At 45.1% G+C, this 12,806-nt stretch carries 16 protein-coding genes and 1 tRNA gene; 13 read left to right on the forward strand and 4 right to left on the reverse strand.

Features of this window, described 5'->3' with window-relative positions; all coding sequences use genetic code 11:
• Positions 1-5 precede the first annotated feature (5 nt).
• The 10 genes from HY805_07650 to HY805_07695 all read left to right on the forward strand — a co-directional run bounded on the left by HY805_07650 (position 6) and on the right by HY805_07695 (position 6,961).
• Positions 6-77, forward strand: a tRNA-Val gene (locus HY805_07650).
• A 177-nt stretch (positions 78-254) separates the two neighbouring features.
• Complete coding sequence (locus HY805_07655; protein ID MBI4824084.1) at positions 255-455, forward strand: cold-shock protein; 201 nt, start codon at positions 255-257, stop codon at positions 453-455.
• 211 nt (positions 456-666) lie between these two features.
• Positions 667-1,086 (forward strand): ATP synthase F0 subunit B, encoded by a 420-nt coding sequence (locus HY805_07660; protein ID MBI4824085.1) that lies wholly within the window; start codon positions 667-669, stop codon positions 1,084-1,086.
• Positions 1,083-1,655 (forward strand): F0F1 ATP synthase subunit B, encoded by a 573-nt coding sequence (gene atpF / locus HY805_07665; GenBank protein ID MBI4824086.1) that lies wholly within the window; start codon positions 1,083-1,085, stop codon positions 1,653-1,655. Before HY805_07660 ends, atpF begins: the two co-directional genes overlap by 4 nt.
• On the forward strand, positions 1,652-2,191 hold the full coding sequence (gene atpH, locus HY805_07670; protein ID MBI4824087.1) for an ATP synthase F1 subunit delta: 540 nt from the start codon (positions 1,652-1,654) through the stop codon (positions 2,189-2,191). Before atpF ends, atpH begins: the two co-directional genes overlap by 4 nt.
• A gap of 4 nt (positions 2,192-2,195) precedes the next feature.
• Positions 2,196-3,704, forward strand: a complete 1,509-nt coding sequence (locus HY805_07675) for a F0F1 ATP synthase subunit alpha (GenBank protein ID MBI4824088.1) — start codon at positions 2,196-2,198, stop codon at positions 3,702-3,704.
• A gap of 10 nt (positions 3,705-3,714) precedes the next feature.
• Positions 3,715-4,575, forward strand: a complete 861-nt coding sequence (atpG, locus tag HY805_07680) for an ATP synthase F1 subunit gamma (GenBank protein MBI4824089.1) — start codon at positions 3,715-3,717, stop codon at positions 4,573-4,575.
• Positions 4,576-4,617: 42 nt separating this feature from the next.
• Complete coding sequence (gene atpD / locus HY805_07685; GenBank protein ID MBI4824090.1) at positions 4,618-6,042, forward strand: F0F1 ATP synthase subunit beta; 1,425 nt, start codon at positions 4,618-4,620, stop codon at positions 6,040-6,042.
• Positions 6,043-6,051: 9 nt separating this feature from the next.
• Positions 6,052-6,474: a F0F1 ATP synthase subunit epsilon gene (locus HY805_07690; GenBank protein ID MBI4824091.1), complete on the forward strand. Its 423-nt coding sequence runs from the start codon at positions 6,052-6,054 to the stop codon at positions 6,472-6,474.
• Between the two features lie 13 nt (positions 6,475-6,487).
• Positions 6,488-6,961 (forward strand): HEAT repeat domain-containing protein, encoded by a 474-nt coding sequence (locus HY805_07695; GenBank protein ID MBI4824092.1) that lies wholly within the window; start codon positions 6,488-6,490, stop codon positions 6,959-6,961.
• A gap of 3 nt (positions 6,962-6,964) precedes the next feature.
• On the opposite strand, the gene HY805_07700 is transcribed toward HY805_07695, so the two are convergent.
• Positions 6,965-7,552: a rubrerythrin family protein gene (locus HY805_07700; GenBank protein ID MBI4824093.1), complete on the reverse strand. Its 588-nt coding sequence runs from the start codon at positions 7,550-7,552 to the stop codon at positions 6,965-6,967.
• A gap of 156 nt (positions 7,553-7,708) precedes the next feature.
• Between HY805_07700 and feoB the strand changes: the two genes are divergently transcribed.
• The 3 genes from feoB to HY805_07715 are packed head-to-tail and all read left to right on the forward strand — an operon-like array spanning position 7,709 to position 10,858.
• Positions 7,709-9,691 carry a ferrous iron transport protein B gene (gene feoB, locus HY805_07705; GenBank protein MBI4824094.1) on the forward strand — a complete coding sequence of 661 codons (1,983 nt, stop codon included), beginning with the start codon at positions 7,709-7,711 and terminating at the stop codon, positions 9,689-9,691.
• Between the two features lie 52 nt (positions 9,692-9,743).
• Positions 9,744-10,412, forward strand: coding sequence for a metal-dependent transcriptional regulator (locus tag HY805_07710; protein ID MBI4824095.1), 669 nt, complete (start codon positions 9,744-9,746; stop codon positions 10,410-10,412).
• 17 nt (positions 10,413-10,429) lie between these two features.
• Positions 10,430-10,858, forward strand: a complete 429-nt coding sequence (locus HY805_07715; GenBank protein ID MBI4824096.1) for a transcriptional repressor — start codon at positions 10,430-10,432, stop codon at positions 10,856-10,858.
• Here the strand turns inward: HY805_07715 and HY805_07720 are convergent.
• From HY805_07720 to HY805_07730, 3 genes are read right to left on the reverse strand one after another with little or no spacing between them, the layout of a single operon-like run.
• Positions 10,855-11,580 carry a glycosyltransferase family 2 protein gene (locus HY805_07720; GenBank protein MBI4824097.1) on the reverse strand — a complete coding sequence of 242 codons (726 nt, stop codon included), beginning with the start codon at positions 11,578-11,580 and terminating at the stop codon, positions 10,855-10,857. The genes HY805_07715 and HY805_07720 overlap by 4 nt on opposite strands.
• A 36-nt stretch (positions 11,581-11,616) precedes the next feature.
• Positions 11,617-11,994, reverse strand: a complete 378-nt coding sequence (locus HY805_07725; protein MBI4824098.1) for a hypothetical protein — start codon at positions 11,992-11,994, stop codon at positions 11,617-11,619.
• A gap of 57 nt (positions 11,995-12,051) precedes the next feature.
• Positions 12,052-12,702 carry a hypothetical protein gene (locus HY805_07730; protein ID MBI4824099.1) on the reverse strand — a complete coding sequence of 217 codons (651 nt, stop codon included), beginning with the start codon at positions 12,700-12,702 and terminating at the stop codon, positions 12,052-12,054.
• Positions 12,703-12,806: the final 104 nt, after the last annotated feature.

Below are 12,806 nucleotides of genomic sequence, written 5' to 3' on the forward strand. Positions count from 1 at the left end.
GCAGAGGGCGATTAGCTCAGTGGGAGAGCGCTTCCTTCACACGGAAGAGGTCGTTGGTTCAATCCCAACATCGCCTATTATTTCTTCCGATAAGATACTTGTTGACTTCTATGAAGTCGTTATGCCATACTACTCCATAAGATGTTGGAGTTGGAGTATTTTGGCGTATTAAATCCGCAAGGTATTTAGACTTCTCGGGTTTTTTGTTGCAAATCTCCTTTCAACTTCTAATCTCAGAAAGGAGGTTCAGTCACATGGCAAACGGAACAGTGAAGTGGTTCAATGAGTCAAAGGGGTTTGGTTTCATCACCCAGGATAATGGCACCGATGTATTTGCACACTACTCCGCCATTCAGGGCGGAGGATTCAAAACCCTAGTTGAAGGCGATCAGGTTAGCTTTGATGTTGTCGACGGCGACAAAGGACTCAAGGCTCAAAACATCGTAAAGGTGTAAAGACAAAAGAGCAGACCCTTACCAAAAGGGTCTGCTCTTTTCATTTCCATCATCACCCACAAACACCTTAAAATCCAAAGACATGAGTGTCACTTATAGAACTATCAATATTTTTGATAGGATAAGGCTTGACAAGATTTTTTCCATATGATAATCTCCATTGCTTTGCTAAAGTTCCTGCTTTAATCTAAATGATAAAGGTGGTAAGAGGATGTTAGAGTTAAATTACTGGTTTTTTGTCCTTCTTGTAAATTTCTTAGTTCTACTTTTCATTCTAAATATAATCCTATTTAAGCCTCTTCTTAAGGTATTCAAGGAAAGGGAGGATACTGTTAAGGGCTCGTTGGATTCGGCAAGGCAGATGACTGTAAAGAAGGAGACTGCGATAGAGGATATGAAGAGAGACTTTGCTTCTGCCGGGCTCAAGGCAAGGGCTATATTCGAGGAGCTAAGGGCGCAGGGGCTTGAAAGACAGAAGGAAGCTGTTTTAAAGGCAGGGCAGGAGGGCGCAGGACTCACGGAGGAGGCAAGGCAAACCCTCAGGCAGGAGGCTGAAAAGGCAAGAAAGGCTTTAAGGGCAGATGTGGAGAGATTCTCCGATGAGATAGTGAGGAAACTCGTAAAGGTATGAGCTCAATTATTAAGGTAATCTGCGGCTTGATATTAATATGTTTAGTGCCAGTGATTGCTTTTGCAGTAGGTGCCGAGGCTGAAGGACAATCCCATATTATGGAATGGGTCTGGAAGGTTGTTAATTTTGCAATCCTCGTATTTATCCTCGTAAAGTTCCTTGGTAAGCCTCTTAAGGGTTTTCTAAAACAAAGGACAGAGCTTATACAGAAGACCCTCGATGAGGCAAGGCAGGCAAGAGAGCTTGCGGAAAAGGCACTCAGGGAGGTAGAGGAAAGGCTTAAAGGCAAAGACAAAGAGATAGAGGGCATAATCTCCTCTTCAAGGCAATCAGGCGAGAAGGAGCAAGAGTTCCTCGTAAGCGAGGGCGAAAGACTCAGCAAAAAGATAATCGAGCAGGCAAAGGTGAATATAGATTTCGAGCTAAAGAAAGCAAAAGAGGCTATAAAGGCAGAGGCAGTTGAGCTTGCAATGGAGCTTGCAGAGAAAAAACTTAAGGAGAAACTGACCCCTGAGGAGCAAAGGAAGCTTCTTGAGGAATCCTTAAGCAAGCTGGAGGTAAGGGCTTGAAAAGACACAAACAAACCAACAGGTTCGCAAAGACACTGATTGATTCGGCAGGGCTGGATGCAATGCCGAGGGCTTTGTCGGAATTGACTGCACTCAATTCCCTCATGGAAAGCACTAAGGAGTTCCGCAGTTTGCTTATAGGTCCACAGTTTACGGATTCCGAGAAAAATACAGCCATTAAAGAGGTTGGAAGCAAATTAGGATTCTCCGAAGACACAATAAAGTTTGTTTCGTATCTTTCAGCCCTAAAGGCAATGACTGCACTTGCAGATATAATACGCACTTCACTCAGCATCTATCTTGAAAAGAAAAGAAAGGCAAAGGCAACTGTCTATACGCCATCTGACATAGGCAGACAGTACGAAGATAGGCTCAGGTCTGCTTTAAAGAAGCTTGTAGATCGGGATATCGATATAGAGTATGTTACAGAGCCATCCATTTTAGGCGGTATGCTTATCAGGGTAGGCAGTAGTATGTATGATGGAAGCATCAAAGGCCAGTTAAGGCTTTTAAAAGAAGAGCTTGTAAAGGGGTGATTTGATGGAGATTAAGGTTGAGGAAATAAGTGCGCTTTTAAAGAAACAGATAACGGATTTTGAAAAGCGGGTCGATGTCAGCGAGATAGGCACGGTAATCACGGTCGGTGACGGTATAGCAAAGGTCTATGGCCTTGACAAGTGCATGGCATCTGAGCTTCTTGAGTTTCCAAATGGGGTATACGGCATGGCACTTAACCTTGAGGAGGATACAGTCGGCGCAGTCTTATTTGGAGAGGACACCCTCATCAAGGAAGGCGATGTGGTCAAGCGCACAGGGAAAATCATGGAAGTTCCTGTTGGCGAGGCACTCATTGGAAGGGTCGTAAATGCAATAGGCCAGCCGATTGACGGAAAAGGGCCGATTGAGACAAAGGAAATGAGAATCGTGGATATCGTAGCACCCGGCATAGTTGACAGACAGCCTGTTAGAGAGCCTCTTCAGACAGGGCTAAAGGCAATAGATTCAATGATTCCTATTGGAAGAGGCCAGAGGGAACTTATAATCGGCGACAGACAGACAGGCAAGACTGCAATAGGCATCGATGCCATAATCAACCAAAAAGGCGGAGATGTTATTTGTATATATGTTGCAATTGGCCAGAAGCGCTCAAACATAGCAAGGACACTGAAACAGCTCGAGGAGTTTGGCGCTATGGAGCATACAATAATCGTCTCGGCAACTGCATCCGAGCCAGCACCCATTCAGTATATAGCACCTTACACAGGATGTGCCATGGGCGAGTATTTCAGGGATAATAAAAGGCATGCCCTTATAATCTATGACGACCTGAGCAAACAGGCCACCGCATACAGACAGCTCTCACTGCTTCTCAGGCGTCCTCCTGGAAGAGAGGCTTATCCCGGGGATGTGTTTTATCTTCATTCGAGACTGCTTGAAAGGGCATCGAAGCTCTCGGATGACCTTGGGGGTGGCTCTCTTACTGCGCTTCCAATCATCGAGACACAGGCAGGCGATGTCTCGGGCTACATACCAACGAATGTTATCTCCATCACCGATGGACAGATATATCTCGAGCCAGAGCTTTTTTATGCAGGCGTAAGGCCGGCTGTTAATGTTGGGCTCTCGGTAAGCAGGGTTGGTGGCTCTGCACAGACAAAGGCTATGAAGCAGGTGGCAGGCACACTAAGGCTTGACCTTGCACAGTTTAGAGAGCTTGCGGCATTTGCACAGTTTGGCTCGGACCTCGATAAGGCAACCCTTGCTCAGATAGAAAGGGGTAAGAGAATGGTTGAGCTTCTCAAGCAGAACCAGTATGTGCCCCTGCCTGCAGAGGAGCAGATTATGGTCCTTTTTGCTGGAACACATGGGTTTCTAGATGATGTCCCTGTGGAGGCAATCAGAAAATTCGAGGCAGAGTTCCTGAGGTTTCTGAGGGACAGAAAAGCTGACTTAAAGAAAGAGCTCAAGGAGAAAAAAGCAATAGACGAGGACCTTAAGGCGAAACTGTCTTCTTCTATCGAGGAGTTCAAGAAAGGGTTTCAGCCTTAGGATTTAAAAGATGCCAACATTAAGGGATATAAAAAGAAGGATTAAGGCAGTCAAAAGCACAAGGCAGATTACAAAGGCCATGAAGATGGTTGCTGCCGCAAAGTTTAGGAAAGCCCAGCTAAAGATGCTTGCCATGAGGCCATATGCAGAGAAGATGCATTCTGTTATCTCAAGCCTTGTTGCCATAGGAGATATGGAACTGCACCCACTGATGGCAGTAAGACCAAGAAAGACGGTTGAGGTCTTAGTTATAACCTCAGACAGGGGGCTTTGCGGTGCGTCTAATTCCAACATATTAAAAACAGCCGCAGGTTTTATCTCAAACCTCCGAAACCAGGGCTTTAATGTCTCCATGAGCACTGTTGGTAGAAAGGCAGTGGATTATTTCAAAAGGAGAAATGTCCCTATAAGGAAGGCATGGTCAGGGTTCTCCGGCGATATAAGCTATTCGGCAGGAAGGGAAATCGCCACTAACATCATAGAGAACTTTACGAATGAGACATTTGACGAACTGCACCTCATATATAACGAGTTCAAGACAGTTATGACACAGAAGGTCACGGTCTTAAAGCTCCTTCCTCTTGCGCCTTTTGAGGCAGGCGAGGCGCCTTCGGTGGATTTCATATACGAGCCCTCGGAGCAGGAGATATTCAACAGACTTCTGCCTAAGAACATAGAGGTACAGGTCTATCGGGCACTCCTTGAGTCTAAGGCATCGGAGGAGGCCGCAAGGATGACTGCAATGGAGAATGCCACACAGAATGCAAACGAGATGATAGACAGACTCACGCTTCAGTACAATAAGGCACGACAGGCCTCCATAACAAAGGAACTGATGGATATAGTTGGTGGAGTGGAGGCGCTTAAATAATGATTTTTTTAAAATGTCATCATAAATTTTACTGGAGGTAATATGGAGATTAATGAGGGAAAGGTTTCGCAGGTCATAGGTGCAGTGGTTGACTTAGAGTTCGAAAAGAAGCTTCCTGAGATATTGAATGCCATCAGGATTCAACAGTCTGCTCAGCCTGAAAAGGGCATACCCGCCATAGACCTAACACTTGAGGTCGCATCTCATCTTGGGGACAACAAGGTAAGGACTATTGCAATGTCAACGACGGATGGCGTTGTAAGAGGCATGCCGGCAATAGATACAGGACAGCCAATAACTGTGCCTGTCGGAAAAGAGACGCTGGGCAGGATAATGACTGTCATAGGCGAGCCTTGCGATAAATTAGGCCCTATAGAGGCTAAACAGAAATTACCCATTCACAGGCTAGCCCCTGAGTTTGTAGAGCAGGAGACTGTCACTCAGGTCTTTGAAACAGGCGTTAAGGTCTTTGACCTTCTTGTGCCGTTTGTCAGGGGTGGGAAGATGGGGATGTTTGGAGGTGCAGGAGTTGGCAAGACGGTTGTTATCATGGAGATGATTCATAACATAGCAATGAAGCATGGAGGTGTCTCTGTGTTTGCAGGTGTTGGAGAAAGGACAAGGGAAGGCAATGACCTTTATCTTGAGATGAAGCACTCAGGTGTCTTAGACAAGGTTGCCCTTATATATGGGCAGATGAATGAGCCACCAGGGGCAAGGCTTAGGGTTGGCATTACAGCCCTTACTGCGGCTGAGTATTTCAGGGATGAGGGACAGGATGTCCTTATCTTCATAGATAACATATTCAGGTTTACCCTTGCTGGCTCGGAGGTCTCTGCACTTCTTGGAAGGATGCCCTCTGCGGTTGGATACCAGCCTAACTTAGGCACAGACATGGGCATGCTTCAGGAAAGGATAACCTCTACAAAGAAAGGCTCTATCACATCGATGCAGGCAATCTATGTGCCGGCAGACGACCTTACAGACCCGGCAGTGGCAACTGCATTCACTCATCTGGATGGAACAGTGGTGCTTTCAAGACAGATATCCGAGCTTGGCATATACCCTGCGGTTGACCCTCTGGATTCTACATCGAGAATCCTCGACCCGAAGGTCTTGGGCGATGAGCACTATTCGATTGCAAGAAGGATTCAGCAGATTCTTCAAAGGTATAAAGAGCTTCAGGACATTATTGCCATCTTAGGTATGGAGGAGCTTTCAGAGGACGACAAGCTCACAGTGTCGAGGGCAAGAAAAATACAGAGGTTTCTTAGCCAGCCCTTCCATGTGGCTGAGGCATTTACAGGCACCCCGGGCAAGTATGTAAAACTTGCCGATACCATGAAGGGCTTTAAGGCAATATGCGATGGCCAGTATGACACTATGCCTGAGCAGGCGTTCTATATGGTTGGCACAATAGAAGAGGCAGAGGAAAAGGCAGTAAAATTGGGCTGGAGTAAAGGTTAATCGGGTCACATGGAAAACAAGATAAGGCTTGAGATAGTCACACCCCATGGTCTCGTCTTTAGCGAGGATGTGGATGAGGTTACTGCGGCAGGCTCTGAAGGTGAATTCGGCGTTCTGCCAGGACATTCGCCATTTATAACGACCCTTAAGGTAGGTATGCTTACATGTAGGGGTGGCAGTGAGGTTACACATTTCTTTGTCAACTGGGGCTATACCGAGGTAGGACACGATAAGGTTCTTGTCCTTGCAGACAGCTCTGAGAGGTCTATTGACATAGATGTCCAAAGGGCACAGTTAGCTCTGAAGCGGGCAGAGGAGAGATTGAAAAAGGACGAGGAGATAGATTTTATCAGGGCACAGTCTGCGCTTGAGCGTGCACTGATGAGGATTCAGGTCTCAGGCAAAAAAGGGCAAGGCACATATAGGGAATAGGGAGTCCCCCGTTATGAGCCTTGAAGAACTGATCGAAGAACTCAAATCCCCAAGCGACATTAAGAGAAAAAATGCCGCAACTGCATTGGGTAAGCTCAAAGACCTAAAGGCACTTCCTGCGCTTATCATAGCACTTAATGACCCGTCTATGGCAGTAAGGGACAATTCGGCATTTGCATTAGGAGAGCTGGGCTCCGAAGATGCAGTCCCTTATCTTATGAGGACACTTAATGACCCGGAAGAGTGGGTGAGAAAAAGCTCTGCAAAGGCACTGGGCATGATAAGAGACAGCAAGGCAGTCAGCGCACTGACTGCCCTTCTGGATGACCCATCATATATAGTCAGGAAATCTGTTGTAAGAAGCCTTGGCCAGATAGGAGGAGGAGAGGCACTAAAAGCCCTCGAAATCGCACTTTTGGACAAAAGCGCCCTCGTTCAAGAGCATGCAAAAGAGGCTCTTAAGAGGCTTCAGAAAAAGAGCGTATAGGCTTTACCAGTTTTCTGCGAGAAGCTCAAAATACTCTTTTTTGTGGTTGCATGCAGGACAGACCTCAGGTGCTTCCTCTCCTTCATGCAGATAGCCACAGTTGAGGCATCTCCATGTTACGCTTTTGTCCTTCTTAAAAACCTTTCCGCCTTTTATATTTGCAAGAAGCCCTAAATAGCGCTTTTCATGCTGTTTTTCAGATACTGCTATGGCTAAAAATATCTTTGCTATGTCTTCAAAGCCCTCCTCTTGAGCAGTCTTTGCAAAAGATGGATACATCTCAGCCCATTCATAGTGTTCGCCTCCTGCAGCCTCTCTAAGGTTTTCCTCTGTTGTGCCTATAACTCCTGCTGGGTAAGAAGCCTGAATCTCTACCATGCCACCTTCAAGAAGCTTGAAAAGCCTTTTTGCATGCTCTTTTTCATGATTTGCAGCCTCCTCAAATATCTGGGCTATCTGCACAAAACCCTCTTGTCTTGCCTTACTTGAAAAATATGTGTAGCGATTCCTTGCCTGAGACTCTCCTGCAAAGGCAGTAAGAATATTCTTTTCGGTCTTTGTTCCTTTAAGTTTCGTTTTTCCCTCCTTAATAATCTTTTAATAAAAAATTATATAGCACCCCAGAGGGTAAAGTCAACTTAAAAAAGTCTGAGTATATCCTCTTGACAAAAAGGGTTTAAGCCTTATATAATTGAGATTGAGACTAAGTCTCAATAAAAAAATTCTATTCTCCAGAAGGTTTTGAATATGCACGAACACAGACACAGACATAGCCAGAAGTCAGAAGGGCTTAAGAGGATTGCCCTTGTAGGAAACCCAAATGTCGGAAAAAGCGTCATATTTGGGCTTCTTACAGGTAAGTATGCGACTGTTTCGAACTATCCCGGAACTACTGTGGAGGTCTCTTATGGAAACATGAGTGCGGATAAAAAGAGGTATCTTGTTGTGGACACCCCGGGGGTGAACAGTCTTGTTCCCATGAGCGAGGACGAGAGGGTAACGAGGGATATACTTTTGAGTGAAAAGCCATCGGTAGTCCTTCAGGTGGGAGATGCAAAGAATCTTAAAAGGACACTCCTTATAACCATTCAGCTTGCCGAGATGGGGCTCCCTGTTATCCTTGACCTTAACATGGAAGACGAGGCAAGGGACAGGGGAATCAGCATAGACAACAATAAACTCAGGGAATTGCTCGGAGTAGAGGTCGTTGGCACGGTTGCGCCCGAAAAAAAAGGCATAAAGGAGCTGAGAACAGCTATATCAAAAGGAGACTTCCAATCGCCGTCAATTGGTATTAGATACAGCCCTCAAATCGAGCAGTACATAGAGAGACTGGTTTCACTTCTACCACCTGCAAATATATCCAAGAGGTCGATTGCGATAATGGTACTTTCAGGAGACGAGAGCCTCGAGGAATGGCTAAGTGCTAATCTTAAAAACGGCATTATCGATGAGATTGAGGCTATAAGGGATGAGTGCCAGAGGAAGGCAGGCAGGCATTTGGGGCTTATTGTGAATGAAGCACGTCTTAGAAAGGCAGAGGAGATAGTAGGAAAGGTGGTTAAAAAATTTCCTCAGGAAGGAGGTTTTATAGCTTCTTTCATTGGCAGGGTAAGCATGCACCCTCTCTGGGGAACAATGGTTCTCTTAGGAGTGCTTTTTGCTCTTTATGAGTTCGTGGGTGTCTTTGGTGCAGGAACCCTTGTAGGTTTTATGGAGGAGACTGTTTTTGGGGAATATCTTAATCCTGTATTTACAAAGGTCATAGAAACAGTTATACCACTTAGAATCCTAAGGGAAATGCTCATTGGGCAGTATGGACTAATAACAATGGCACTAACATATGCAATAGGCATAATACTTCCGATAACAACGACATTCTTTATAGCATTTGCCGTACTTGAGGACTCAGGCTATCTTCCGAGGCTTGCTATAATGAGTAACAGGGTTTTTAATATGGTGGGCTTAAGCGGAAAGGCGGTTCTTCCTATGGTCTTAGGATTGGGCTGTGGAACAATGGCTGTCATGACAACGAGAATCCTTGAATCCAAAAGGGAAAGGCTGATAGCCACATTTCTTCTTGCATTGGCAGTTCCATGTGCAGCACAGCTTGGCGTCATCTTAGGAATGCTCGGCTCACAATCTATCACTTCTCTTTCTATATGGCTTGGATGCGTGTTCTTTGTGCTGATTGTCTCAGGATACCTTGCCTCTAAGATTGTTCCGGGCGAAAGGTCTGAGTTTTTCCTTGAGATCCCGCCTATCAGAAAGCCAACCCTTTCTAATATCTTAATCAAGACATCGAGCAGGACTATCTGGTATCTCAAGGAGGCAGTGCCGCTTTTTATGCTGGGGACATTTATCCTTTTTTTGCTTGACAAGATGGCTGTCTTAAGAATCATCGAGAGTTTTGCCTCTCCAGTCGTTGTAGGAGTTCTTGGACTGCCTGCCAAAGCGACTGAGGCATTTCTCATAGGATTTCTAAGAAGGGATTATGGTGCAGCTGGGCTTTTTGCCATGTCTGTAGCAGGCATTCTTACACCTCTTCAGGCAGTGGTGAGTCTTGTGACCATAACCCTGTTTATACCGTGTCTTGCACATTTCCTGATGATGGTAAAGGAGATGGGACTCAGGTTTGCACTTTCAGCAATAGCGATAATATTGCCTGTTGCAATCTCCTTTGGAGGGCTTCTTAACTGGGCACTCAGGGCATTCGATGTAAAGATATAGGATATTTTCATGTATGGGCTTTTTATGCAATAATTAAATGTAGGAGGGCTTTATGGAAGAAAAAGAAAAGCCTTGTAGAAGCCACACCCCATCAGGCACAGAAAAGAGCCTTTTTGAGGATGAGGCATTTGAGACTATATGGGAGCTTGCAGAGGCAGGAGATGTAATGCTCGATGATGTCATAGAAGAGGTAGGCTCTAAGGCAGGAATTCTCATGATGCAGGATGACGGCTGGCTCATTATAAAGGACGACAAGGTTTACCTTACTGATGAGGGAAGGGCAAGGGCAAGGGACATCACAAGAAGGCATCTTTTGGCAGAAAGGCTTTTTGCAGATGTCTTAGACCTCAAGGACTATGAGGAGGATGCATGCAGGTTCGAGCATGCCATAAGCCCTGGGGTAGAGGAGGCAATCTGCACCCTCTTAGGTCATCCACCCACATGCCCTCACGGAAGACAGATTCCAAGGGGCAATTGCTGTAAGCTCTATGCAAAGAAGGTTAGTCCTCTTGTCCAAAGTATCTCGGATATAGAGGTTGGTGGAAGTGCAAAGGTCGTCTTTATAAATGCACCTGCAATGGACAGGCTTGCGACAATGGGGCTTGTCCCGGGAGCAGTTGTTAAGCTTCTTCAAAAGAGACCCTCATATGTCCTTAGCATCGATGAAACCACCCTTGCTATTGACGAGGACATAGCCAGAGGGATTTATGTAAAGAGATAAAGAAATGGAAATATAGAATGGAAATAAATGTCTTCAGGGAATATCTAAAAAGTAAAGGGCTCAGGCTTACAGAGGAGAGGAGGGTTATATTTAAAGAGGTCTCCTTGAGAAAGGGACATTTTGACCCTGATGAGCTTTATATCGATATGCGAAGGAAAGGCATTAAGCCCTCAAAGGCATCTGTCTATAGAACCCTTCCACTTCTCGTTTCTGTCGGACTCATAGAGCAGGTCCAAAAGACAGACAAGCATACCCACTATGAGCGAATATCGGGCCATCACGACCATATGTTTTGTATTTCATGCGGGCATGTCATCGAGTTTTATTCAAAGCCCCTCGAGAGGCTTCAGGAAAAGCTCTGTAAGGTAGAGGGATTTCAGAGCATAAGCCACACGCTTGAGATAAAAGGCAGATGTAATAAGTGCAAAACGAAAAGTAAGCCCTAAAGACCATACCTGCCCAGAATCCAGTATAGCCTTATCCTTAAAAGGTCAATGAGCATTTTAGCAGGCTCCTGTATTATTCTTACCTTCGAATCAGGCGAATCAAGCCACCTGATTGGAACCTCTTTTATTTTATAGCCCATCCTTCTGGCAAGGAAAAGTGCCTCCACATCGAAGCTGAAGCCAGCTATAGTGCATTTCTCGAATATCCTTTTTGCAGACTCTGCCTTGAAAAGCTTGAACCCACACTGTGTGTCCTTTATGCCTCTTACAAGGAATCCCCTCACGAATATGTTAAATATCTTGCCCATGTTTTCCCTGTGCCATGGCTGTCTTAGTGCTATCTCGGATTCTTTAAGTCCTCTTGAGCCTATTGCTATGTCAAAGCCTGACTCGATGAATGGGATGAGCTTCTCTATCTCCTCTATTGGGGTTGACATATCAGCGTCGGAGATGAGGATAAGACTGCCTTTTGAGGAGAGTATGCCGTGTTTGACTGCGGAGCCTTTTCCCCTGTTGACTGGATGCTGAATCAGCCTGATATTACTTAATGCAATATTACCCACGATACCTGATGTGCCATCCTTAGAGCCATCGTCAACGACTATTATCTCGAAGTCCCTGAAATTGGCTCTTAGATACTCATAGAGTCTATTCAGCGTGGGCAGGATTCGCAGTTCCTCGTTATATGCAGGTATTACAACGGAAATAGAGTCTTTTTGCATAGTAAGTATTTTATCAGAGTTCTTTACCAAAGTGTTTCATGGTTGCACGATGGGCATTACCTCTATGAAATCGAATGCAGTGGATATAGGAGTCTTCGAGAACTTGGTATTGTCAAGCTCCCATTCCAGTATCATCTCGGATGGCTCTTTTAGATAATCCGAAACCATCTTTCGTAATAAATCGGTTGGCAGACCTCTTGCCCATATTTCGCCAAATTTCTCATCTGTGATAACAGTATCTTCGGGACGAAATTTGACCCTGTTAATGCCGTCTTTAATCGAGTCTTTGGGTAAACGGACAGAATATGTCTTCCAGCCTTCTTCCAATGTTAGACTGCTCAGATAAACATCATTTATAAACACCCTGAGTGCCTTTTTCTTGAGGGTCTCGTGGGGTCTCATGTGGATGAGCATTTCATAATCCCTTCCAGAGTCGAGGTTTAAAAGGAGTGTTGACTCTTTTCCTGTTATTCATGCATAAGTGGTTTTACCGCTTTTCTGTCCATTTATCCAGCCCTTATAGAGATACGGGATTGAGGTCTCCGTACCTATGTCTATTTTAATTATGTCGGGTTTGCTGATAGTAACCTCATAGACCACATTATTTTCGTCTTCATATATCTTTTTCATCGGCAAAACATATTTCAGGTACTGATGCGCCCCCTCGATTGTAACGTAGTGGCTCTTATATACAACTACATAACCAAGTCCAAATAGGTTTACCACCTCTTCGGCTAATCGCTTGTCAGACTCTATATACTCTGGTCTTACGGGAAGGTCGCTTTGTATTAGATATACAGTACTGATTACGGGTAGGTTCAGATAGGAATAAAATATGCTCTCTGGGCCAAGCCGTGAGATAGCACCATTCAATATCTTTTTATGGTGCACTGACTGGTAAGACTGAATGGACGGGTCAGCCGATATGCCCATACAAGTAACAGTATCCCGCACAAAAAATGGGATTTGCAGTATAGACTGAGCTTTTCGGTCCCTCGAGATATGTTCATATACAGGTGCGATGGGATTTTTGAATACGGATGTAGGTATGAAATATTCAAGAAGTATAATGGGTATTATTAACCCAATGAGGTATCTTCTTTTTGCCAGAATATATCTCATGCCGTAGCCTGCCAAAACTGACATATGGAGCATCGTTAGAATGTGGAAGCGGGACGGAATCGTCAGGTTGTCAAATGACGGAATGTATCTGAATAGCAGAAACG

This window comes from Nitrospirota bacterium, assembly GCA_016207905.1.
Lineage (GTDB): Bacteria > Nitrospirota > Thermodesulfovibrionia > Thermodesulfovibrionales > JdFR-86 > JACQZC01.

Coding starts and splice junctions, on each gene's coding strand:
- HY805_07655 (MBI4824084.1), top strand. CDS start 255: ATGGCAAACGGAACAGTGAAGTGGTTCAATGAGTCAAAGGGGTTTGGT.
- HY805_07660 (MBI4824085.1), top strand. CDS start 667: ATGTTAGAGTTAAATTACTGGTTTTTTGTCCTTCTTGTAAATTTCTTA.
- atpF (MBI4824086.1), top strand. CDS start 1,083: ATGAGCTCAATTATTAAGGTAATCTGCGGCTTGATATTAATATGTTTA.
- HY805_07675 (MBI4824088.1), top strand. CDS start 2,196: ATGGAGATTAAGGTTGAGGAAATAAGTGCGCTTTTAAAGAAACAGATA.
- atpG (MBI4824089.1), top strand. CDS start 3,715: ATGCCAACATTAAGGGATATAAAAAGAAGGATTAAGGCAGTCAAAAGC.
- atpD (MBI4824090.1), top strand. CDS start 4,618: ATGGAGATTAATGAGGGAAAGGTTTCGCAGGTCATAGGTGCAGTGGTT.
- HY805_07690 (MBI4824091.1), top strand. CDS start 6,052: ATGGAAAACAAGATAAGGCTTGAGATAGTCACACCCCATGGTCTCGTC.
- HY805_07695 (MBI4824092.1), top strand. CDS start 6,488: ATGAGCCTTGAAGAACTGATCGAAGAACTCAAATCCCCAAGCGACATT.
- feoB (MBI4824094.1), top strand. CDS start 7,709: ATGCACGAACACAGACACAGACATAGCCAGAAGTCAGAAGGGCTTAAG.
- HY805_07710 (MBI4824095.1), top strand. CDS start 9,744: ATGGAAGAAAAAGAAAAGCCTTGTAGAAGCCACACCCCATCAGGCACA.
- HY805_07715 (MBI4824096.1), top strand. CDS start 10,430: ATGGAAATAAATGTCTTCAGGGAATATCTAAAAAGTAAAGGGCTCAGG.
- HY805_07720 (MBI4824097.1), bottom strand. CDS start 11,580: ATGCAAAAAGACTCTATTTCCGTTGTAATACCTGCATATAACGAGGAA.
- HY805_07725 (MBI4824098.1), bottom strand. CDS start 11,994: ATGCTCATCCACATGAGACCCCACGAGACCCTCAAGAAAAAGGCACTC.
- HY805_07730 (MBI4824099.1), bottom strand. CDS start 12,702: ATGAGATATATTCTGGCAAAAAGAAGATACCTCATTGGGTTAATAATA.